The following is a 22,669-nucleotide window of genomic DNA, read 5'->3' as shown; positions in this document are numbered from 1 at the left end:
CTCAATCTCATCCAGAATGCATCAATGTCATGATAAATTCATTCAAGCTACTTATGGCTCATCGAAGAGTCACGGTCAAAATGCACTGATGAGATAAAACGTACTGATGAGATAAAACATACTAAATGAGATAAATAGACAGGCGGTGAAAACCACCTGGGGGATCAAGATTTCAACGCCGGGAAAGTATCAGGCTCTGTTTTAAATAACCAATATGCCATAATGTTATGCTGTTGCTAAATGTTATGCTGTTGCTATACGAGACGATGTCTAATCCGGTTAAGGTAAGGAAGATATACCATGAAACCCTTGAAAATTCTAATATTCAGCTTATTAATGTTACTCTTGCAAGCCTGTACCTCATCGATGGTGACCGCTCCTTCCGGTCACGTTTCTCTGGGGCAACCGACCGAAATTCAGATCCCGCAAATCATGTTCCGCGGTCAGATCGTGATTGGCCCCCGAACCAGCTCATTTACTCCCTGCAACAGCAACCAGCAATTTTTACTGACGTTATCAGCACAACAGTATCAGACACTCAGTCAACAGGTAGCCTCACCTTATCAATCAATCTATGGTGAAATCATAGGTTTCCTTACCGCGCCAAGCCAGACGGGTTACAATGCTGATTTCAGAGCACGACTGATTGCACATCAGATTAACTATGTCTCACAGGATGCCGTCAGAGGTTGTAGCCAACCGTTACAAAACACCGAGGCTCAGGGACAGAAACCACACTGGCTCGTTGATATGACGTCACCGGATACCTTAGATGTGACACTTGGCAAATCATCACCTCAGCAGTGGCCCGTCAAACAGGTGAACCACACCGAAGAACATCGTGTGTATACAGCGCCACAGGGAACATTGACTCTGTCACCATCAGTTTGCCAACTGAATCATCAAGCCTTGTACGGCTGGATGGCAGCTTTCAACACACAGAAAGGCCGATATCGGGGCTGTGCCCGGCTCGGTAATCAGGATCCATCCACAACATGGATCGCGACCTATCATGCAAGCTCAACCCGACAAGACAACTTTTCCGTGACATTAATGCTGAAAGCTGATCATACTGCTCAAACACTTTATCATTATCAAAATGATCCAATCCCGATTGTGGAAACAGGCTTTTGGCAGGCACTCAACGGCGATCAGATTCAGGTGGTCATGACCCAACATCAACAGCAATACCTGCTCTCCCAACGGATTTTTACCCGTCAGGGCGATCAGCTTCACGCACCCAAGGAACAAGTCGGTCAGCAGATCTACGATATCAGTGGCGGTGGATTAACTTTGTACCGGAGCAGGCCATGAATGTGAGTCCGCAACCGGAACAATCACCGGCACCATGCCCCGATTGTGGTTTGGTATATCAGTGTATTTGTCAGGCAATCCCCCGTTGCGATAGCACAATCAAGCTATCGTTGCTGGTTCATGAGCGGGAGCTCAATCGGGAAACCAATACCGGACGCTGGCTGGTCCATGCACTGCCGCAGTGTCAGTCATATCTGTGGCAACGTAAACAACCCGATGTGCAATTCCAACAACAGCTGGACGATCCCCGATTTTTCCCGGTACTGCTATTTCCATCCCCGGACGCCGTTACAGCGGACGAGTTGTGCGTACAAACAGACGATGAACACTATCATCAACATCACAACTATCAGTATCAGCATCACGATCATCAAGTAAAGGAACGTCAACCAACGCTCCATTTCATTTTGCTCGACGGGACTTGGCAGGAGGCGCGGAAAATGGAACGAAAGAGTGCCTGGCTGGCAGCACTACCACGCGTGCAGATCACCCCGAATACGGCCTCATCTTATCGGTTGAGACGCAACCAACAGCCTGACTCACTCTGTACGTTGGAGGTGGTTGCCAGCTTACTCGAACAACGCGGCGAGACCAAAGATGCTCAGGCATTAAAAGATTTTCTACATCTGTTTATGGATACCTTGCAAGCTGATAAAAGCAGATCCCCGGCCCGATTCGTTCAGCGGTAGCTGAACATCAGACCACCCTTGAGCTATGCCTCCGACCAATCATGTCATCATGGCGTTACACAAGATCTAACAAGCTTGATAACTGATCAATCTCGATATCCGGTAGTAACATCGCAGCCGATTCTGTGCGGATATTTTTATGTTGGTCATTCAACCAGCAGGCCGCGAACCCATTCATTTTTGCACCATAAACATCGGTCTTCAGGTGATCGCCGACATGCAGGATATGGCAAGCAGGCAGATCGAGTGCGCGTTGCGCTTTGATAAACAGATCGGGATAAGGTTTGGAAAATCCGTCAGGGCCGGCTTGCAGCGTTTGCTGAAAATAGTGTCCCAACCCAATTTTATGCGGATCGACATTGCCATTAGTCACGGAGATTAACGGGATTTGGCGGCTCAATAAAGTCAGAACACGATGTGTTTCTTCCGGCACATCCACCTGATGGCGCCAGTAGAACATTTCATTGATTGCATCTTCAGCTGCTTTACGAGCATCATCGGCTGCGTATCCCAACAGTATCAACCCCTGCATGACCTGTTCATAACGCCATTGCGTCACGTCATGCGCCAACTCAGGAGTTTGCTGCACGACTTGGGTTTTCAATTGCTTCCACCACTCAATCGGATGCAACGCACTGACCGGATGATTCAAATGCATCCAATCCAACATTTTACGTTCCAGTTGCCGAATCACCGGGACGTTATCGTAGAGTGTATCATCCAGATCAAAGGTCATCGCCTGAATCGAAGGGAGAGAGCGGTAATAAAACATGCACTATGGTTTCCGTTTTTTCTTAGCGCGGGGATGAGCCTGATCGTAGGCCTGCGCTAAATGCTGAAAATCGAGATGGGTATATATCTGAGTGGTTGAAATGTTTTCATGCCCCAATAATTCCTGTACCGCACGCAAATTGTGGCTTGACTCAAGGATATGGGTGGCAAAAGAGTGACGTAATTTATGGGGACTGATATGACTGGCGACCGACTGTTTCATCCCCCACTCTGACATCCGTTTCTGGACATTGCGATGCGAGATTCTCCTACCGCGACTGGAAACAAACAAAGCGGGTTCATCCTGATGAGCAAACTGCCCGCGCACGGCCATCCATTTTTTCACCCAAATCACAGCCTGGCCGCTAAACGGCACTTTGCGCTCTTTGTTACCTTTACCGATTACGCGGATTTCTCCCAGACCGAGGTGAATATCTTTCAAATTGACGCTGACCATTTCCGCCAAACGCAGACCTGCACCATACATCAGTTCCATCATAGCCCGGTCACGAATCGCCAGCGGATCATCGTCGTTTACTTCAAGTAACTGTGCGACTTCATCGACATCTAAATTTTTCGGCAGTGGTCGCTTCTTCTTCGGTGCCGAGACACCTTTGGCCGGGTTTGCGGTTAACGCACCCCTTAACACCATAAAATCTAGAAAACTACGCAATGCCGACAAGCGCGTCGCCAGACTACTGGCCTTGATGCCATCACGCATCCCTTTTGCTGCCAGTTGTCTGACCCATGCAGAATCCAATTGCTGCCAGTGTGTCACACCATTGTCAGCCAGATAAGCCGCCATCTGAGTCAGTTGTTGCCGATAGTTCTGACGGGTATATAGACTCAACCCCTTCTCACTTCTCAGATATTCATAGAAGCGCTGAAGGGGTTGCTGTAATTCATCCGGTAATCTCAGACTTTCACCATTCATATGACGAACTTATTCATCTCTGTGACTGACTCGTATCATACCCGTTTCCATGGCAGAACATGTAATAAATGGGTCAGCACCTCAGCCAGATAACGTAAGAACAATGTATCCATACTCGGCTGGAAATGGCCGCCATCTTCACTGGAAAAAGCCAGTATCCCATGCGTGTCTTTACTTCTGATCGGTAGCACGACGTAAGATCCGAACTCTGGCGCGCCGGAGTGTTCACCAAACAGACCATCGCGATCCGCTTTACGCATTCTGCCTAAATAAGCACTGTTTCCATTAAAATTGTTCGTAACAAAACGCTGCCAATAGACCAGATCCAAAGCGTATTGTGCCGGTACGCCTGACAGACGGATATGCGCTTTCAGTGATAACTGCACCGCTTTCCGTTCAATTGCCTCAACGACCTCACTCAGGTCATCGCACCGAAACATCTGTTCCTGCAAATCCATAAATGCATGAAGCGTCCGATCATTACTCGCTGCCAGAGACATCAAGGCGGTTATTTCTTCTTCAAGTTCTTCGATCCGGTGTCTCTGCCGATTCAACTGAATGTGAACCAAAGAAACCGCGCCAAGTTGCTGGTGCGGTAGTGAAAGGCGGTCAACCAATTCCGGGCGATTCATAAAGAAATCAGGATGATTTTGTAAATAATCAGCCACCACTTCGGCGGTTAACACATCATTTTCATTAATTTCAGTTTCAGTGTTTGACACAACAACCCTTTCTACAACGTTCTTCAATTATTTCAGCTGTTTTCAGCACGCAATCTGTCCATCATAAATATGTGTGGCGGGGCCAGTCATGTAGAGTGGTTGTCCCGGCCCCTTCCAGCAGATTTTCAGATCACCGCCCGGCAAATGGACTGTGACATTCTCTGCCAGTTGCTCTTGAATAATCCCCACGGCAACCGCAGCACAGGCGCCACTTCCGCATGCCTGTGTTTCACCGGCCCCACGTTCATAAACCCGTAGCCGGATTTCATTGGGGTTCACCACCTGCATAAAGCCGGCATTAACACGTTCAGGGAAACGTTCATGGGATTCCAGTAATGGCCCTAGACGCTCGACATCTGCGATATCGACATCCTCAACCGTGGTCACCACATGAGGATTCCCCATACTGACCGCGCCACAAAACAGGGTCTGTTCAGCAATGCGTAAAATATAGGTCTTTTCTGACTGCTTCGCCTTAAACGGGATTTTCGCGGGTTCAAATTCTGGCAACCCCATATTCACGGTAATCTGATTGTCTTCTTCGACATTCAGAATCATCTTCCCTTTCTTCGTGCTGACATGAATGCTGTATTTGTTCGTCAAACCTTTGAGTCGCACAAAACGTGCAAAACAACGAGCACCATTACCACACTGTTCAACTTCACTGCCATCCGCATTGAAAATCCGATAGTGAAAATCGGTTTCCGGATCATAAGGTGCTTCCACCAATAACAGTTGATCAAAACCGACACCCGTATGCCGATCCGCCAAGCGACGAATCAGATCCGGTGAGAAGAAAATATTCTGGGTAATACAGTCAACGACCATGAAATCATTACCCAAACCGTGCATTTTAGAAAAATGAAAATGCATAGTTTTTTTTACTCCGGTAAAACACTTTCCAAAGCCCACAAACTACTGAGAGGCTCGCGCTGGCGTACCAGATGAACCTGTTTTCCATCAACCATGACCTCAGCGGCGCGTGAACGCGTATTATAGTTTGATGACATGGCAAATCCGTAAGCACCTGCAGAACGAACCGCCAGAAGATCACCTTCCTCAAGCACAAGCTCGCGCTCTTTACCGATAAAATCACCGGTTTCGCAAACAGGACCCACTAAATCATAAACCAGCGCTTTTCCTTCCCGCGGGGTAACGGGAACAATTTTCTGCCATGCCTGATACAAAGCAGGACGCATGAGATCGTTCATCGCTGCATCAATAATCGCAAAATTCTTATATTCGGTATGCTTGAGAAACTCAACTTTAGTCAGTAGTACCCCTGCATTAGCGGCAATCGCCCGTCCCGGTTCAAACACCAGTTCCAAATCCTGATGATTTCCCAGACGTGCGAGTAAGGCTTTGGCATATTCGGCCGGCTGTGGTGGTGTTTCTGCATCATAGACCACTCCCAAACCACCACCGACATCTAAATGGCGAATGTGAATGCCTTCCGCTTTGAGCGCGTCGATAAGCGCCAACAGACGGTCCGTGGCATCAATAAAGGGGTCAATCTGAGTCAACTGCGAGCCGATGTGACAATCAATTCCATGTACGTTCAGATGCTCCAACTGGTGAGCTAAACGATAGACTTCATGTGCGCGGTCAAAAGCAATCCCGAATTTATTGTCACGTAATCCGGTCGAGATATAGGGATGTGTTTTGGCATCGACATCCGGATTAATCCGCAGAGACACCGGAGCTTTCACACCCAGCGACTGAGCCACGCGATTCAAACGATATAACTCGGATTCGGATTCAACATTGAAGCACTTAATCTTCAATTCGAGTGCGCGTTTCATCTCGGCTTCGGTTTTACCTACACCGGAAAATACAATTTTTCCGGGGTTTCCGCCAGCCGCTAAAACCCGTTCCAGCTCCCCTCCGGATACAATATCAAATCCAGAGCCGAGTCGAGCCAATACACTCAGTACACCTAAATTGGAGTTCGCTTTCACGGCATAACAAACCAGATGTGGGTGTGTGCCGACAGCCTGATCAAATGCATTCCAGTGGCGTTCCAGCGTCGCTTTTGAATAAACGTAAAGTGGTGTGCCATAGTCCTTTGCCAGTTCTGCGAGACGAACCTCTTCAGCCCATAGCTGTCCATCGTTCTGGTAATTAAAATAATCCAAAATATTTTCCTAATTATCAATGACTAAGGATTAAGGTTGTGATTGGTTTTGCGGTGTATCGTCCTGAGGCATATACAACGGTCCTGTCTGTCCACAACCTGCCAACGCTAACACGCACAGCACTAAAAGTGCAGTAAACTTTTTATTCATTTTGCATATATCGTGATTATTCATTCAATGCCCCCTATAATCGCACCAGATTCAGGAAAAGCAATAGGATGTGAGGATGAACGATACTGAATTCCACCAACTTGTTGATCAAATGCTAGAACAGATTGAGCAAATGATTGATGACTCAGGTGCTGATATTGATTACGAGACAAGCGGCAATGTCATGACACTGGATTTTGAAGATCGCAGTCAGATTGTGATCAATCGTCAGGAACCGATGCATGAAATCTGGCTGGCGTCCAAATCCGGCGGATTTCACTTTCAATATACCGATCAACAATGGATCTGCTCTAAAACGGGGCTGGAACTCATCGCTTTGCTCCGTCAGGAATGTGAGAAGCATGCCGGAGAGTCGATTGATTGGGATTGATACTGCAATAGCTGTCACATCAATTAACATCAGAGTCCTGCAGCTATTTCAGCTCTCGGGACTCTGAGCAATATCAGGTTCAGAAATTAAAAGACAAAGAGAAAAGAGCGTGCAACTGATAACCTTTCAGGCATTCACTGCCTTGGTCGGTGCAGCCCCTGAAGACGCATCACTGCGGTAAGGAATGATATAATTACTGCCGTCATCGGCGTAAATCACCTGATAATACTGCGGCAGGTTGAAGTTAATCAGTTTTGATGCCACGTTGTTTTCGTCCAGCATCGATGTATAAAAACCATTCAGACTGGAAATCATCTCATCTTTACTACCACTAAATTGATGGTAGACCTCAACACGATTCGATTCATCGAGAACATAGATATTAAAGCCGGTATCGCTATCTTCGAAGAAAAACTGAATGAGTCCTTCACTGGCAAAGCCATCAATCGCTTCAGGCAGATGATAATCCTGTTCCCGATCGATCATCATCAATGGCGAACCTTTGAGTTTGTTGGTCGAGATGCTGCGATAAAAATCGACTGAATTTTCCAATCGCTGAACAGAGACGCCCCGTCGTTCAAAAAACAGCCCGTACATTTGACGACCGACACGCAACGCTTTAAAACGGCGGCGCTTTTCCAGCTCGATTTCAACGGGTTTTAAACGTAAGTCGATACATTCGGCCAACAGCTGATAAATGGCATTACGGATCAACCCCCGCAAATTTTTACTGTAGCAAAACACGTCTACTGATTCTGGCGGTAGCGCATCCTGATGCATCTTGCACAATACCGTTTTGAGCGCATCAAGCATCGCCCCTTCCCCTTCGAAATGGAGGGTTCTGACTTCATGCCACGAATTACGGTAAACCAGATCAATACTTCCGACGAGACAACGCTGTTCCGGCCCGAAACTTAAAATATCAACCGTTTTTAAATCAACGCGGAGTGATTTTCCTGAAACCGCATAAGTTGGGTCTTGCTCAAAATTAATGAACATCGCCAACTGACTAATTTCACAAGGGCTGGCAAGTGCGTGCATGGTTGGACGACGTTTATGCAAGGAGAACGTATTCCGCAAATCACCAACCATCTGATAAAACTTATCGATATCGAGCTGAGCATCCTGAACAACGGCATGGAGCCTTGTTGATTCGGTGATCAAACCATTAAAGAATGCCCACGCGACTAACTTACTCAGATACTCATGATGTTCCAGATAATGCTGCCCCATCATCCGACGCGGCACTAACGGTTGTTTGTAGAGATACCAGCCAGCCGGATTACTGCGGTTCTGCTGCACTTCAATAAAGGTCAGATCAGACTCATGTAAATCAGGAGAAATCTGCGGATTAAGCAGCGTCACTTTGCCCGGAAGAATTTCAAAAGCAGCATACAGTTTGCGGGAAAGAATCGAAATATCCTGCGGACTAATGGAAGAGGTAATATCATTGCGTCGAGCGAATTGAATTAAATTACGGTAGCTTTGCATCAAAGCATCCAGCAATCCCGCATGCATGAAAGCGACTTGCTCGACTTTCCAGTTTCGCCGGTTATCCAGCTCAGCAATGACATCTGCCGACCACTGCCAGATGCGAGTCAATTCTTCCAGTGCCATCCGACGCCATGGGACAGAACCGGTACCGGGTTCACGAGACAATTTCTCATGGGTCTTCAGATAAAAACAACGCCGGACCAAATCCAATCGAGGCTGATCATTAATCCGTTCTAAATACCGGGTGACTTTTTCCAGCATCAGATAATAAGCATCCATCCCATACAGATCTGGCTCATGGGTAAAAAAGCGTCGTTTGGTATCAATACTTAAGAGTTGCGTATGCGGATATTCCCAAGAATAAGCTTCGAGTAAGATCGCTTTCAGTACCGACTTATACGGTGAATCGATACTTTTATACAACTGCCATAAACTGGCGCCGAAATATTCTTCAGCCGGAATATGATTGAGTCGGCCGAAATCAAACCATTCGCAACAGTTGATATAAGATTTACGACACAAATGGCTGACATATTCGTCATAGCACTCTTCCATTTCCGGTGGCACGATTTGCCACAAAAGACGTTTTCCGGCCATCCGCACCGCAGAACGGTAGAATTCATCCAGTAATAACAGGTGTTGCGAAGAGCCACAGTTCTCTCCCGTCATTTCATCGGATTGCTTACACCGGAAACGCTGCTCATCCATGATAAAAAAGTTGGCTTCAACACCTTGTGTCTTTGCCCAGTCCGTCAGCAACAAACATTTATTGGCCAGTTTTTCCCGTCGGCTGACACTCATCAGCGAAGAAACACACACCCAGATATCCAGATCACTGGAGGTACTCTGTCCGATAGAAGACGTACTTCCCATGGTGTACAAACCCTGAATCTCAGGCTCGCTTGAAATCGGGAGTCGCTGCCCCAACGCTAGTTCTGTATCGTGGATAAACTGTTGTTGTGCGTCATCCGCCTCAAAGCCCCACACACCGAAAGGCACATCTTGGTCATAATAACCGGGAACTAATGGATGATTGAATTGGAAGAATGCAGGAATTAAATGAAAAACACGACGACTTTGTAAATCCATTAACGCCAGCGCACGCTCGGTACGTTGCCGATTCAGATTATCTAATCTTTTGATTAAAGTCTCGGTGTATGTCTGCAAGGGGAATATCCTTGGTTGGCTCAAAACTCAACGAACTGATTGCCCTTTGTGCAAAATCGCCGTCAAAACGTGATCAATTTAACACTTTATCCATCAGTGGTAAAGATTTCTCTCCCGGATGCCCGTGTCGGCAATCCAGAGAATTTAGGGATACTTTTCGTTGATACATATCTCATTCAGATTATCGTGTAATCATAGCTCAAACTATAAACAAGAGCTACATCACATATTTTAAATTAGACTATGGTCGTATATCTCAAAATTTACAAGTTTTCCTGTGCACTTCTTCATGAATACACTTCTCTGCACCAAGTGCTATATTTCAATCGGTTAGGTGAACTTGGGGATCGAAAAGAACAGTGATAGGATGTGAGCTACCATTTTTCTCTGACCGACTCATAACATATGATTGATTCATCTCCGATTCGTATTGCTACCCGTAAAAGTCCGCTAGCCCTTTGGCAGGCCCATTATGTAAAGGATGCGCTTCAGGCTGCTCATCCGGGACTGGCCGTTGAACTGGTCACGATGGTGACGAAAGGAGATGTGATTCTGGACACTCCGCTGGCTAAAGTGGGCGGGAAGGGACTCTTCGTCAAAGAACTTGAAATGGCAATGCTCGATGGCCGGGCCGACCTCGCTGTTCATTCAATGAAAGATGTCCCGGTTGATTTTCCACAAGGATTGGGGCTCGTAACGATCTGTGAGCGGGGCGATCCGCGTGATGCTTTCGTCTCTAACCATTATGCAGCCTTCGATGAACTGCCCGAAGGTGCTATCGTCGGGACTTGCAGTTTAAGACGTCAGTGTCAGTTAAAAGCAGCCCGACCCGATATCGTCATCAAAGAACTCCGGGGTAATGTCGGCACACGACTCGGAAAACTGGATGCCGGAGAATATGATGCGATTATTCTTGCCGCTGCCGGTCTCAAGCGCCTCAATCTTGAAAACCGAATCCGGAGTTATCTGGCACCGGAGCAATCGCTGCCGGCGGTTGGTCAGGGAGCCGTAGGGATTGAGTGTCGGCTCGATGACGAGCGATTAATTGAGTTATTGAAACCACTCGGCCATCAGGAAACCACGGATCGAGTGCGTTGTGAACGCGCCATGAATACCACCCTTCAAGGCGGTTGTCAGGTGCCGATCGGTAGTTATGCGCTGCTGGAAAATGACCAACTCTGGTTACGGGCTCTGGTCGGTGAACCGGACGGCAGTCAAATCATTCGCGGGGAGATCAGAGGACATCGCAACGATGCAGAACAACTGGGAGAAACGCTCGCCAAACAACTCTTAGAGCGTGGCGCCCGGGAGATACTCACCAATCTCTACCATGAGCACGACTGATCATGTCGGTACTGGTGACCCGCCCCGGTAAACCGGGAGAAGCACTCTGCCGTCAACTTCAGGCCGCCGGTATAGCAGCGGTACATCATCCTTTAATTGATTTTCATGCCGGTTCGGAACTGGGACAACTGCCGGATCGGCTGAAACAGTGTGATCTGGTCATCGCCGTCAGTCAGCAAGCTGTCCTTTATAGTCAGGAATATCTCGACCGACATGGCGTTTCATGGCCATCTGATATTCGATATCTTGCCATCGGTCAAAAAACCGCACAGCTTCTAAGTAATTTTACCCAACAAACGGTAAACTATCCTGCGATAAGCGATAGTGAAAATTTTCTCTCTCTCCCCGAGCTTAGTGCACCTCTTGGGTTACGCGTTGAAATACTGAGAGGAAATGGCGGCCGGGATTTAATCGCCCAACAGCTAAAGTCTCAGGGAGCCTTGGTCAATTATTGCGAAGTTTATCAGCGAGAAATGCTCCCTTTTAATACCCGGGTTGCAGTTTCCGAATGGCAGGAAGCCGCAGTAAATAGCATCATCATCACCAGTGAGCAACAACTCCGGTTTTTCGTCACACAGCTCGCTGAACACGATGCGCCATGGTTATTCGAACAAACATTTTATGTCCCCAGTGAACGGATTGCACATGATGCACATTCGCTGGGAATCAAGCATACCATTGCTGTGGGTAGTGCCAGCAATTCAGACTTAGTGGCCGCAATTCTGGCCGAGAAGAATGACAGGAATCATGAATGACTGATACAAAAAAAGCCGTTACCCCAACCTCAGAAGATCAGCAACAATCCGCCACATCTTCTTCCGCATCAGCATCTAAACCAGAAGCAACCACACCTTCCGGCGCGAAATCAGAGCAAAAAACATCCGGATCGGGTGCAAGACTAAGTAAAATAGCCATCGTGCTAACCTTACTCACCGGTGGCGGGATTGCTGCTTATGTTCAGCAAACCATGCACGGCTATCAGGAACAAATCAGACAACTTCAGCAACAACTGAGTCAATCGGTTAGCCAGGTTGAAACGCAAGTAACTCAACTCAATCAAGACATCGATAAAAAAACGGCCACGGTCATCAATCAGGTTGATACAAATTTGGATCAACAGCAAAAAAGTATTGATAGCCTGCAACGTGCACTCGCTGATATCAAAGGACGTCGTCCTAATGACTGGCTGTTGGCTGAATCGGATTATCTGGTCAAACTTGCCGGTCGAAAACTATTTCTCGAACACGATGTCCTGACAGCAACCCACCTGATGGAAAGTGCCGATGAACGCATTGCTGCACTCAATGACCCGAGTCTGGTCTCACTGCGTCAGGCCATGGCAAATGACATCACCACACTGAAATCTCTCCCCTTGATCGATAAAGATGGTTTGGTACTGCGCCTCACCAGTCTGGAACAACTTATCGATAAACTGCCACTGGCAAACGCGATTCTTCCTGATGCACCACAAGAGCAAAAACCACAGGTCAGCGAAGATATCAGCCACTGGCAAGATAATCTGCTTACCTCTCTAAAGAGTTTTGCCGAGCAATTCATCACATTCAGAACCCGCGATGGTAACGTCATTCCGTTGCTGTCTCCGGAACAGGATTTCTACCTGAGAGAGAATCTGAAAGCCAAACTCGAGACAGCAATCAGAGCCGTCTATGACGAAAATCAGGAGATTTATACAACGGCTTTAACCACAGCCAATCAATGGTCTGTCTCGTTCTTGAACCCTGACAATGATCAGGTGAAACAGTTTAACCAAGCCACCCAATCCCTGAGTCAGAAAAAAATTACCATTCAATATCCGGTGAAGCTGGAATCACAACAACCGCTGACGGATCTCATTCATGAGCGGTTGCGTAAACAAGTTTCCGGTTTGATCAAGGAGGAAGAGTAATGATTCGAGCCATTTTTCTCTTCGCAGTCCTCGGTATCGGGTTATATGTCGGCACCCAATATTCCGGTCAACAAGGATACGTTCTGATTTCAATTGCGAACAAAACCATTGAAATGAGCGTCACTACGCTGATTCTGCTGGTCATCGCTTTACTGGCAGTTCTGTTCGGCATCGAGTTTTTGATCAAAAAGGCCCTGCATCTTAGTAGCAGCACCTGGAACTGGTTTGGTTCACGAAAACTCAAACAGTCTCGTCGGGATACCAACGAAGGGATCATCAAACTCATCGAGGGAGACTGGAAACAGGCCGAGAAAAAAGTCACCCGACTGGCAAAAAATCATGATATGCCACTGCTGTGTTATCTCATTGCCTCTGAAGCAGCACTTGAGCAAGGCAATCAAGAGAAACGGGATCACTACCTGTCTCTTGCCGCCAAACAAGAGAATTCAACACTAGCCGTTGAGCTCACCAAGGCAAAACAGTATACAAAAGAGCAACGTTATCAAGATGCACTCAACGTGTTGAGTGAACTGGCTATCCAGCACCCGGATAACCCTGTGGTCGTCAGTCTGCTGAAGACAACCTATCGCCATCTCCGGCAATGGCAACCACTACTTAGCCTGCTCCCGCAGCTCAGAAAGCTCAAATTGGCAAAAGAAGAGGAAATTACCATACTGGAAATTGAATCCCGCAGCCATCTCATGGAGCAAGCAGCGGCAATCCGCGGGAAAGAGACACTGACCGAATACTGGAAAGAGCTGCCCAAACGCCTGAAAAACACACCGGAACTGATAGTGTGCTATGTTCGTTTACTCCTGAAACATCAAGGCGATGAAGAAGCCTTTTCACTCCTGAAAGAACACATTAAGAAGCATCCGAACTCAAACAGTTATCCGTTACTGCCTGAACTCAAACTGGAGAGTCGCCAGCCGGTGATCAAACTGTTACAAGATGTCATTCGTAAAGATGAGCAACATGCAGAAGCTCACAGTGCATTAGGACAACTCTATTTTCAGGAAGAAAAATTACCGCTGGCACAAGGGCATCTGGAAAAAGCACTGCAAATCAGAAACAGCATCTCAGACTATCAGTTGCTTGCTCAGGTTCTGGAGCAGCAAGATATGTCTCAGGCAGCACACCATGTCAGTAAGAAAGCACTCTCACTGATTGAGCCGACCTCTTAACCATAATGACTTGAATCCTGTTATTGCTTGAATCATATCGCTGTTTAGCTAAGCCACTGACAAAAAAGCCAGCATCTGCTGGCTTTTTATACTTTGATATCAGTACGGTATGCTTGTTACGCAGACGCAATCGGCGCAGAGCAAAATAAAATCATATCACCCGGGAAAACTGCTGCTGTCTTGCTTTTTCACGCAGATAGCGATCAAAGCACATACAGATATTACGAATCAATAGCCGGCCTTTTGGTGTCACCGTCAACTGCTTATCACTGACTAAAACCAACCCATCTGCGATGAAATGTTCCAGTAGTGCTAAATCTGGCTGGAAATACCGATCAAAGTCGAGCTGATGAGTGCGCTCGATCTGAGTTTTATCGAGGGTAAAATTACACATCAATTGTTTAATCACATCCCGGCGGGCTAAATCATCTTTATCCAACGCCACTCCTTTCCATAATGCATGACGCTGATGATCCACCTGCTGATAATATTTCTTCAGCTCTTTCTGGTTCTGAGCATACGCATCACCGACCATAGATATCGCTGACACCCCAAAACCAATCAGATCGCAATCGCCATAGGTGGTATACCCCTGAAAATTACGATGGAGGCAACCTTCTCTTTGCGCAATCGCAAGATCATCTTCGGGCAGCGCAAAATGATCCATACCGATAAACTGATAACCGGCATCGGTCAGTGTCTCAATGGTCATCTGCAAGATTTCCATTTTTTCTTGCGCCGTCGGCAGAAAATCTTCTTTAATTTTCCGCTGTGCAGCAAACAATTGCGGCATATGCGCGTAGTTAAAAATGGATAACCGGCCCGGTTTCATTTCCAGAACCCGGTTTAAGGTTCGAGCAAATGAATGCGGTGTCTGCTTGGGCAAACCATAAATCAGGTCAAGGTTGGTCGAACGGAAACCCAATTCTCGGGCGCGTTCTGCCAGAGCGAAGATGAAAGTTTCATCCTGAATGCGATTGATCAGTAGCTGTACTTCTTTGTTGAAATCCTGCACTCCGATACTTAAACGGTTAAAACCTTCTTGGTAGAGGTGGTCCAAGATATCCAGTTGTATCTCGCGCGGATCAACTTCAATACTGATTTCAGCCTCAGGCTCAAAATCAAACTCCTGTCGGATCAGTGTCATCAAACGGGTAATTTGGGGAGCAGTCAGAAATGTCGGGGTTCCACCACCGAAATGAAGCTGAACCACACGGCGACCCGCTAACAGAGACGCACGCTGACGAATCTCAAGCTCCAGCATATCCAGATACTCATCCGCTTTATGGGAATGACGCGTGACAACCTTGTTACAACCGCAGTAGTAACACAGCTTGTGGCAGAAAGGGATGTGGATATAAAGAGAAAGCGGACGGTCCGGATACTGGGCACAAGCCATATCAAAGTCCGCAATCGTAAACGCTTCATGGAATTCGACGGCTGTCGGATAAGAGGTATAACGAGGCCCGGAGTAATTATATTTATCCAACATTGCCTGATCCCAGACAACCTGCTGACGAGATACCTGCTGAAACATATTTATCTTTCCGAATGCGTCGATGAACCCCTATTTTGCCACACTGCGATACTGACAACTCAGGCAGCAAAATAGAAATCCATGATTATTGTGTGAAAGTGCTACAGAGATCACCGAATGAACCACTGCAATACTCGAGATTTAAATCATTTGAACCTGAATTTGTTGGTTTAATGGCTGAATCATATCCTTCAGCTTGGTCAGCTCTCGGACAATATCATCCTCCAGCCGATTTTCAGCTTTCATCCGTTCCAGATTTTGCTGCATCCGTTCTTTTTTGGGCATCTCTTGCCGGGCCTCACCACGAGGCATATCTTTGACGATATGATAAAGCTCTGAAATCGCTGGAAATTGTTTTTCAAAATCAATTCGCTGCTCACCCTGAACGTAGTCCATGATGCAATAAACACGAATGCTGATTTCCGAAAGATCACATTGACCTTGAATGCCGACCATACAGAGTGTGTTTACGTTCTCGAAAATATTTGCATTTCTCTTCTCAATCTCCAACTCCCGATGCTTGGCAACCAACGCTTTCTGCTGCTTCAACTTCACCAGCAGATACCCGGCATAAATCGCCAGACCGGCAACAATCAGACACCCAACAATCACGAGTACAGTCAGATTCATATGTCACTCCTATTGCTGAAAATCATCCGGATCGAATCCGGTAAATTTCTTCAGAAGTTCGTCATCCGATGCGCCCTGCTTTGATTTCATCACCGGAGACTCGGATACCTCGTCATCACTCTCTTCATCAACCGGATTCTCTTCATCAAATAACCCTAGCTGTTTCATCAGCTGTTCGATGCGATCGAGCTTTTCATCAACATACTGTTGCAAACCGGCACCCAACTTTTCTCCCCGATCTAACCGGGCAAGCAAAGCATGAAGCTGCGCATCATTTTCGAGCAAAGCCAGCTCTTGTTCAGCTTGGTCTTGCCGTTGCTTAGCAATGACTTTTGGCTGGGTTTCTACGACGAGCGGAATTTTTTTCTTACTCCCCAGACGAGGATCCTGCGCTTGCGAAGTGCTTAACCGACGTGTATTGCCGGACTCTTCTGAATGACGGCTGCCGGTTTTCAAGCCTTTTCTCTTTTTCAGCTTCTTGCGCAAACGCCCTTCGACATCTGTCTGAGAACGCTGACGAACGACAACAACGTCTGAATTCCCAGATGATCTTACTTTCTTCTTACGGCTCATTACTGGCTTTTCCTCAGTAAAATTACATCACTACCGATAAATTCAATTTCGAGAGCATCCCGTTCTGCTAAAAAACTGAAAGTCTCTCGGCTAAAAAAGCTTACATGGGTGAGATCATTTTTATAATGCCACCTTGTAAACGCGTCCAAATTTTTAACTAATTTGGTCATGATTCCGATATATCCCCCCGGCTTCACCAAGGACAACCACTGTTGCCACACTTGGCCCGGAGCATGTAAGTGTTCAATCACTTCAGTTGCGGTCATAAAATCATATGTTGATTCTAACACCGTCTGCTGTGGGAAATAAAAGACATCATATACAGCCATCCGAAACCCGAGCTCTTCCATCATTAAAGAGAGCGTCGGCCCGGGGCCACATCCAAAATCTAACCCGTGAGCACCAGGAGCAATCCGTTCCGCCAACGGCACCGTCAGGCGGGACAAAAATCGCCGATATCCCATATCAGATGGATCATTCTCATGCAGATCATAGATGGATTTTTCGGATTCTGCATCCAGATGAAATGCAGGTGCGACACTCACCAAATGACATTGGTGGCATTGCCAATAGTCGCGACGTTTATCCCGATGATAAATCCCCAGCGATTCAGCACCGCACAGTGGACATGAGATCATATGGACTCTCCTTATTACGGGATGCGCAACATACCAGAAACTCACCCGATAGTGGAGTATTTCAGCTGATTTTTTCTTCAGCGGATAGACGTGATGGCTTTCAGTTCGATCAAAAAAGAGAGATAAAAAAAGCGACAGAATGACCTGTCGCTTTCTAAACAGTCACCGTAGTGACGGAAACTATTCTGGCACATAGAGATGCGCACAATATTCCTTTTGTTTTTCGTGCTTTCCTTGCAAAAACGTTGTTGTTCGTCATCAATCCTGATGAATTTTCACTGTCCCTGAAAACATCATTGTAACGAAGCTCTTCCGTAGCTTGGTTCCATTACATCCCCCACTCCATAGGGCCAAGCAGATCATCCTTATCAGACAAACATCCTGTTTGTCAGTCACTTCAGAATGAGCGATTCATCCCTGAAGCAACGATTAAACTTTACGCTTTATCCCGATAGACACAACCCATCAAAAAATGATTCAGATCACATTCCACATGCAATATTAAAAATAATAATAAAATCATAAAATTAAAATCATTCTCAGTGTAATCATCGGGTTATCTATAGCGGATCTCTCACAATCTATATAGAAAAAAAGGAACATACCGAGCCGGAGAGAGCTCAGTCCCCGTCAAGCCAATGGCTCCAGGCAGCCCATCACACGACGAATTCCTGCCCATCGCTCATGATGATAATGTTCCAGATTCTGGCAGGAGTCGTGTATAATCGCCAGTCCCGTTGAATCAGGGGGCGTTTCGCAGAGACCTTCTTTCAGGTTATTGCTGTGATACCATTGCATTCCGGCAAATGATTCATCAACAGCAGACAGTTACCATGGAGTCTACCTTGAGTGTAAAAATCCACTATCAAAATACGCATTTTATTACCAGTGCCCCAGATATCCGCCACTTGCCGGAAGATGAAGGCATTGAGGTCGCGTTTGCCGGGCGCTCCAATGCAGGAAAATCCAGTGCTTTGAATCGTTTGGCGAATCAAAAAAACTTAGCCAAAACCAGTAAGACACCGGGGCGAACTCAGTTAATCAACCTCTTTCAGGTCACTGATGGCTGCCATATTGTCGATCTGCCGGGATATGGATTTGCTCAAGTCCCACCGGAACTCAAGAAAAAATGGCAAAAAGCACTCGGAGAGTATCTGCAAGCACGCCAATGTTTAAAAGGACTGGTGGTTTTGATGGACATTCGCCATCCCATGAAGGATCTGGATCAACAACTGATCTATTGGGCAGTGGAAAGCAATATTCCGGTTCAGGTTCTGCTGACCAAAGCCGATAAACTGAAAAGTGGCGCAAGAAAAGCACAAGTACTGAAAATTCGTGAAGCGTCACTGGCATTCTGTGGTGATGTGAGTGTCGATGCTTTTTCCTCGACGTCAGGGCTGGGTGTTGATGTCCTACGCCAAAAACTTGATAGCTGGTATGCACCAGCGTTTGCCCCTCAAGATGATGAGCAAGATAGTGATACTAACAACAGTGAGTCCAATCACTAATACCAAGCGCTCAGTGCTCCGGAAGAAAGGGAACCACCCATGCTTTTCTTCCGGGCATAAAAAACCCCGCCATCCTGGCAGGGTAATGGGAGAGATAATGAACTTCTTCTAATTGTTTTGTTTTTGTGCCCTTACAAGCATCGTTGAATTCATCTGATTTTTCAATCCCTCCGCTCCAAAACGCCACAGACCACAAAACAAATGTAATATTTTGAAATATATACATATTAACCAAACTGTAACACTTTATTTTTTTAGTGAAATAACTATTTTGTGAAGGGTAATTAATTACAGAATCGTTACATTACTTCATTTGAGAATTTTCATATCCCAGAAGAAAAACCAAGAATTTTATCAACGATTTGTAGTATAGATGCCGTGAAGTGAGCGGTGAATGCGAAAAGAAATTCAGATTTTATTGATGAATAACATAAGTTTAACACAATAAAAAACGCCCCAGTCAAAAACTGACTGGGGCGGCTGAAACAGCCTAATCCAATAACGTGAAACAAAAGGTCTGAAAGATAGAACATCTTACCTCTGTACCCTACGTCATTAAATGTACAATAAACTGATGGAAAAGAAAACCCATTCTGTAGTTTTTTTTCACTTATTTTAAATCAGACAACATAAGAAACTGATATTTTGTTACTTTTTTTATGTAAAAAAAAAGCTGACACTTGTGCGCCAGCTCATAAAATTCATGCCATTTTGGTCAAAAAACCCGATTTAATGGGCCTGTTCCCAACTATCACCCCGACCAACCTCTGCAACCAAAGGCACACGAAGGGTCGCAGCGGACTCCATGAGTTTTTGTATTTTACTTTCAATTTCGGTCAGAGATGACTCTTGGACTTCAAAAACCAGTTCATCGTGCACCTGCATCAGCAGGCGGACTCTCCCTTGACCTTCTTGCTCGATCCAGGCATCAACCAATAACATGGCTTTTTTGATAATATCTGCTGCTGTCCCCTGCATCGGGGCGTTGATCGCAGCACGTTCCGCAGCTTTTCTCCGCATCCCATTACCGGAACGAATTTCCGGCAGATGTAAACGACGACCAAATAGTGTTTCTACATAGCCCTGCTCGCTTGCTTGTGCACGCGTATCTTCCATATACTGCATCACGCCGGGATAACGCTCGAAGTATTTCTCCATATAAGATTGGGCTTCATGGCGTGGAATACCAAGCTGCTTGGCCAGACCAAATGCACTCATCCCATAGATCAACCCGAAGTTAACGGCTTTGGCGCGACGACGCTGTTCACCGGAGACCTGTTCGAGCGGAATCCCTAAAATTTCCGCAGCCGTGGCGGCATGAATATCTTTCCCTTGTTGGAAAGCATCCAACAGTGATTGATCGCCAGACAAATGCGCCATAATTCTCAACTCAATCTGAGAATAGTCGATCGCGACAATCTTCCAGCCGGGTTCGGTCACAAACGCCTGCCGAATCCGCCGACCTTCTTCATTCCGCACCGGAATATTCTGCAAGTTCGGATCGGTCGATGAAAGCCGTCCGGTTGCTGTCACAGCCTGATGATAAGAGGTATGCACACGCCCCGTAACCGGATTAATCATTTTCGGCAACTTATCCGTGTAAGTCGATTTCAGTTTCGCCAGCCCCCGATGTTCCAGAATGACCTTCGGTAACGGATAATCCAGCGCCAGCTCCTGTAACACTTCTTCATTGGTCGATGGCGTTCCCGAAGGTGTTTTTTTCACCACCGGCAGCCCCATTTTTTCAAAGAAGATCTTTTGGAGCTGCTTCGGCGAGCTCAAGTTAAATGATTCTCCGGCAATCTCAAATGCCTTGCGCTCCAATTCTTCTAAACGCTGGGCGATTTCCTGAGACTGAACATTCAAACGCATATCATCGATATGAACGCCGGTTCTCTCCATTCTTGACAGCACGGGCACCAGTGGCACTTCAATCTCTTGATAGATGCGTAATAGCGCTTCATTCTGTTCCAGATTTTCCATCAAACGATGGTGCAACCGAAGCGTAACATCCGCATCTTCTGCCGCGTAAACACCGGCTTGTTCCAAATCGATTTGGTTAAATGTCAGCTGATTTTTACCCTTGCCGGCAATTTGTTCGAATGAGATACAACTATGTTGCAGGAAGCGTAGCGCCAGACTATCCATATCATGCCGTCCGCCGACACTGTCATACACGTAAGAAGCCAGCATGGTATCATGCGCAATCCCGCGTAATTCAATGTCATAACGGGCCAGAATACTCATATCAAATTTCAGATTCTGCCCGACTTTGTGACTATGTTCATCTTCCAGAATCGGCTTAAGCTGAGCCAATACCCAATCACGATCCAACTGTTGCGGCGCATCCATATAGTCATGAGCAACTGGCACATAGGCCGCTTCACCTTCGGTGATCGCAAATGACACCCCGACCAGATTGGCCGTCATATAGTCCAATCCATCCGTTTCGGTATCAAAAGCAAACAAAGATGCATTTTTTAGCTTGTCTAACCAAGCCATAAAATCAGCTTCATTCAAGACGGTCTGATACTGGCTGCGATCAATATTGACCGCCGATGTATCCATCGTCACCGCAGCCGCATCAGATGCCTGATTCATTTCAGGACTTCCCTCCGGGCTTTCAAGCAACTCATTCAACCAAGATTTAAATGTCAGTTGTCCGTATAACTGAATCAGATCTTCGCGGTCTGCCGGACGTTTGACTAAAGTATCGAGCGTGTCTTCCAGCTCAACATCCAATTTAATTGTCGCGAGTTGGTAAGAAAGCCACGCATTGTCTTTATTCTCTTCCAGCTTCTTCGCCATTGTCTTGGAACCGCGGAATCCCAAATCAGCAATCTTATCCAGATTCTGATAGAGTTCTTCCAGACCGCCGATCCCCTGAAGCAATGCAGTCGCCGTCTTTTCACCGACTCCCGGAACGCCCGGAATGTTATCAACTTTATCGCCCATCAATGCCAGATAGTCGATGATCAGTTCCGGAGGAATACCGAATTTCTCTACCACACCCTCGCGATCCATCACGACATTCGTCATGGTGTTAATCAAGGTAACGTTATCATTCACCAATTGCGCCATATCTTTATCACCGGTGCTAATCAGCACCGGAACGCCGGCATTGGCAGCTTGTATCGCAATCGTACCGATCACATCGTCGGCTTCCACCCCTTCTATTGCGAGTAACGGTAACCCCATAGAATGAATAATCTTGTGCAGCGGCTCAATCTGACAACGTAATTCATCCGGCATCGGTGGGCGGTGGGCTTTATATTCTGCATACATCTCATCGCGGAATGTCTTGCCTTTCGCATCAAACACAACCGCGATCCGATCCGAAGGATACTGACGCATCATGCTGCGGATCATATTGATGACACCATAAACAGCATTGGTGGGGATTTCACCATTACTCATGGTGCTTGGATAGGCATGGAATGCACGGTAAAGATAAGAAGAACCGTCAATCAGAATGAGCGGGTTATCAGGAATATGGGCCATAGTTTTTTGGTATCCGGATGTGGAGGTCTCAACATTATCTGCTTAGAATGCCATGAGTTCCCTGAGGATTCCATGTTCTAC

Annotated in this window: 20 protein-coding genes and 1 pseudogene; 8 read left to right on the top strand and 13 right to left on the bottom strand. The window is 46.6% G+C overall.

The window, feature by feature from the left end; translation table 11 throughout:
* The first annotated feature begins 300 nt into the window (after positions 1–300).
* Entirely contained in the window at positions 301–1,314 is a 1,014-nt protein-coding gene (locus AC55NX_RS06750; protein ID WP_496995043.1) for a COG3650 family protein, read from the top strand.
* A complete protein-coding gene (locus AC55NX_RS06745) occupies positions 1,311–2,003 on the top strand; it encodes a tRNA-uridine aminocarboxypropyltransferase (protein WP_496995042.1) in 693 nt (230 codons plus the stop codon). The genes AC55NX_RS06750 and AC55NX_RS06745 overlap by 4 nt, the downstream gene beginning before the upstream one ends.
* Before the next feature lie 55 nt (positions 2,004–2,058).
* On the opposite strand, the gene yigB is transcribed toward AC55NX_RS06745, so the two are convergent.
* The 6 genes from yigB to lptM are packed head-to-tail and all read right to left on the bottom strand — an operon-like array spanning position 2,059 to position 6,715.
* Positions 2,059–2,775 carry a 5-amino-6-(5-phospho-D-ribitylamino)uracil phosphatase YigB gene (gene yigB / locus AC55NX_RS06740; protein WP_496995041.1) on the bottom strand — a complete coding sequence of 239 codons (717 nt, stop codon included), beginning with the start codon at positions 2,773–2,775 and terminating at the stop codon, positions 2,059–2,061.
* A 3-nt stretch (positions 2,776–2,778) separates the two neighbouring features.
* Positions 2,779–3,708 carry a tyrosine recombinase XerC gene (gene xerC / locus AC55NX_RS06735; protein ID WP_496995040.1) on the bottom strand — a complete coding sequence of 310 codons (930 nt, stop codon included), beginning with the start codon at positions 3,706–3,708 and terminating at the stop codon, positions 2,779–2,781.
* A gap of 35 nt (positions 3,709–3,743) precedes the next feature.
* Positions 3,744–4,430 (bottom strand): DUF484 family protein, encoded by a 687-nt coding sequence (locus tag AC55NX_RS06730; RefSeq protein WP_496995039.1) that lies wholly within the window; start codon positions 4,428–4,430, stop codon positions 3,744–3,746.
* A 42-nt stretch (positions 4,431–4,472) separates the two neighbouring features.
* Positions 4,473–5,303: a diaminopimelate epimerase gene (dapF, locus tag AC55NX_RS06725; RefSeq protein WP_496995038.1), complete on the bottom strand. Its 831-nt coding sequence runs from the start codon at positions 5,301–5,303 to the stop codon at positions 4,473–4,475.
* Positions 5,304–5,311: 8 nt separating this feature from the next.
* Complete coding sequence (gene lysA, locus AC55NX_RS06720; RefSeq protein WP_496995037.1) at positions 5,312–6,565, bottom strand: diaminopimelate decarboxylase; 1,254 nt, start codon at positions 6,563–6,565, stop codon at positions 5,312–5,314.
* 30 nt (positions 6,566–6,595) lie between these two features.
* Entirely contained in the window at positions 6,596–6,715 is a 120-nt protein-coding gene (gene lptM / locus AC55NX_RS06715) for an LPS translocon maturation chaperone LptM (protein WP_082671483.1), read from the bottom strand.
* A 76-nt stretch (positions 6,716–6,791) separates the two neighbouring features.
* Between lptM and cyaY the strand changes: the two genes are divergently transcribed.
* Positions 6,792–7,106, top strand: a complete 315-nt coding sequence (cyaY, locus tag AC55NX_RS06710) for an iron donor protein CyaY (protein WP_496995036.1) — start codon at positions 6,792–6,794, stop codon at positions 7,104–7,106.
* Positions 7,107–7,232: 126 nt separating this feature from the next.
* Here the strand turns inward: cyaY and AC55NX_RS06705 are convergent, their stop codons facing one another.
* Positions 7,233–9,767 (bottom strand): class I adenylate cyclase, encoded by a 2,535-nt coding sequence (locus tag AC55NX_RS06705; RefSeq protein WP_496995035.1) that lies wholly within the window; start codon positions 9,765–9,767, stop codon positions 7,233–7,235.
* Positions 9,768–10,172: 405 nt separating this feature from the next.
* On the opposite strand from AC55NX_RS06705, the gene hemC reads away from it, so the two are divergent.
* The 4 genes from hemC to AC55NX_RS06685 are packed head-to-tail and all read left to right on the top strand — an operon-like array spanning position 10,173 to position 14,201.
* Positions 10,173–11,111 (top strand): hydroxymethylbilane synthase, encoded by a 939-nt coding sequence (hemC, locus tag AC55NX_RS06700; protein WP_496995034.1) that lies wholly within the window; start codon positions 10,173–10,175, stop codon positions 11,109–11,111.
* Positions 11,112–11,113: 2 nt separating this feature from the next.
* A complete protein-coding gene (locus AC55NX_RS06695) occupies positions 11,114–11,866 on the top strand; it encodes a uroporphyrinogen-III synthase (RefSeq protein ID WP_496995033.1) in 753 nt (250 codons plus the stop codon).
* Positions 11,863–13,017 (top strand): uroporphyrinogen-III C-methyltransferase, encoded by a 1,155-nt coding sequence (locus AC55NX_RS06690; protein ID WP_496995032.1) that lies wholly within the window; start codon positions 11,863–11,865, stop codon positions 13,015–13,017. Before AC55NX_RS06695 ends, AC55NX_RS06690 begins: the two co-directional genes overlap by 4 nt.
* Positions 13,017–14,201 carry a heme biosynthesis HemY N-terminal domain-containing protein gene (locus AC55NX_RS06685; protein WP_496995031.1) on the top strand — a complete coding sequence of 395 codons (1,185 nt, stop codon included), beginning with the start codon at positions 13,017–13,019 and terminating at the stop codon, positions 14,199–14,201. Before AC55NX_RS06690 ends, AC55NX_RS06685 begins: the two co-directional genes overlap by 1 nt.
* Before the next feature lie 151 nt (positions 14,202–14,352).
* Here the strand turns inward: AC55NX_RS06685 and hemN are convergent, their stop codons facing one another.
* From hemN to AC55NX_RS06665, 4 genes are all read right to left on the bottom strand, one after another.
* Positions 14,353–15,738, bottom strand: a complete 1,386-nt coding sequence (gene hemN / locus AC55NX_RS06680) for an oxygen-independent coproporphyrinogen III oxidase (RefSeq protein WP_496995030.1) — start codon at positions 15,736–15,738, stop codon at positions 14,353–14,355.
* A gap of 141 nt (positions 15,739–15,879) precedes the next feature.
* The gene (locus AC55NX_RS06675; protein ID WP_496995029.1) at positions 15,880–16,368 is read right to left on the bottom strand and encodes a DUF2489 domain-containing protein; all 489 of its coding nucleotides are present in this window, start codon (positions 16,366–16,368) and stop codon (positions 15,880–15,882) included.
* Between the two features lie 9 nt (positions 16,369–16,377).
* Complete coding sequence (gene yihI / locus AC55NX_RS06670) at positions 16,378–16,941, bottom strand: Der GTPase-activating protein YihI (protein WP_496995028.1); 564 nt, start codon at positions 16,939–16,941, stop codon at positions 16,378–16,380.
* The gene (locus tag AC55NX_RS06665; RefSeq protein WP_496995027.1) at positions 16,941–17,579 is read right to left on the bottom strand and encodes a class I SAM-dependent methyltransferase; all 639 of its coding nucleotides are present in this window, start codon (positions 17,577–17,579) and stop codon (positions 16,941–16,943) included. The genes yihI and AC55NX_RS06665 overlap by 1 nt, the downstream gene beginning before the upstream one ends.
* 845 nt (positions 17,580–18,424) lie before the next feature.
* On the opposite strand from AC55NX_RS06665, the gene yihA reads away from it, so the two are divergent.
* Positions 18,425–19,087 (top strand): ribosome biogenesis GTP-binding protein YihA/YsxC, encoded by a 663-nt coding sequence (gene yihA, locus AC55NX_RS06660; protein WP_496995026.1) that lies wholly within the window; start codon positions 18,425–18,427, stop codon positions 19,085–19,087.
* A gap of 488 nt (positions 19,088–19,575) precedes the next feature.
* Here the strand turns inward: yihA and spfP are convergent.
* Positions 19,576–19,620 (bottom strand): annotated as a pseudogene (spfP, locus tag AC55NX_RS06655) (small protein SpfP); the annotation flags it as partial.
* A 196-nt stretch (positions 19,621–19,816) separates the two neighbouring features.
* Entirely contained in the window at positions 19,817–22,588 is a 2,772-nt protein-coding gene (polA, locus tag AC55NX_RS06650; protein ID WP_496995025.1) for a DNA polymerase I, read from the bottom strand.
* Positions 22,589–22,669: the final 81 nt, after the last annotated feature.

This window comes from Vibrio rubrogenes, assembly GCF_059641415.1.
Note: the sequence above shows the minus strand (reverse complement) of the source record. Positions and strands in the feature narration are given on the sequence as shown.

Coding starts and splice junctions, on each gene's coding strand:
- AC55NX_RS06750 (WP_496995043.1), top strand. CDS start 301: ATGAAACCCTTGAAAATTCTAATATTCAGCTTATTAATGTTACTCTTG.
- AC55NX_RS06745 (WP_496995042.1), top strand. CDS start 1,311: ATGAATGTGAGTCCGCAACCGGAACAATCACCGGCACCATGCCCCGAT.
- yigB (WP_496995041.1), bottom strand. CDS start 2,775: ATGTTTTATTACCGCTCTCTCCCTTCGATTCAGGCGATGACCTTTGAT.
- xerC (WP_496995040.1), bottom strand. CDS start 3,708: ATGAATGGTGAAAGTCTGAGATTACCGGATGAATTACAGCAACCCCTT.
- dapF (WP_496995038.1), bottom strand. CDS start 5,303: ATGCATTTTCATTTTTCTAAAATGCACGGTTTGGGTAATGATTTCATG.
- lptM (WP_082671483.1), bottom strand. CDS start 6,715: ATGAATAAAAAGTTTACTGCACTTTTAGTGCTGTGCGTGTTAGCGTTG.
- cyaY (WP_496995036.1), top strand. CDS start 6,792: ATGAACGATACTGAATTCCACCAACTTGTTGATCAAATGCTAGAACAG.
- hemC (WP_496995034.1), top strand. CDS start 10,173: ATGATTGATTCATCTCCGATTCGTATTGCTACCCGTAAAAGTCCGCTA.
- AC55NX_RS06695 (WP_496995033.1), top strand. CDS start 11,114: ATGTCGGTACTGGTGACCCGCCCCGGTAAACCGGGAGAAGCACTCTGC.
- AC55NX_RS06690 (WP_496995032.1), top strand. CDS start 11,863: ATGACTGATACAAAAAAAGCCGTTACCCCAACCTCAGAAGATCAGCAA.
- AC55NX_RS06685 (WP_496995031.1), top strand. CDS start 13,017: ATGATTCGAGCCATTTTTCTCTTCGCAGTCCTCGGTATCGGGTTATAT.
- hemN (WP_496995030.1), bottom strand. CDS start 15,738: ATGTTTCAGCAGGTATCTCGTCAGCAGGTTGTCTGGGATCAGGCAATG.
- AC55NX_RS06675 (WP_496995029.1), bottom strand. CDS start 16,368: ATGAATCTGACTGTACTCGTGATTGTTGGGTGTCTGATTGTTGCCGGT.
- yihI (WP_496995028.1), bottom strand. CDS start 16,941: ATGAGCCGTAAGAAGAAAGTAAGATCATCTGGGAATTCAGACGTTGTT.
- AC55NX_RS06665 (WP_496995027.1), bottom strand. CDS start 17,579: ATGATCTCATGTCCACTGTGCGGTGCTGAATCGCTGGGGATTTATCAT.
- polA (WP_496995025.1), bottom strand. CDS start 22,588: ATGGCCCATATTCCTGATAACCCGCTCATTCTGATTGACGGTTCTTCT.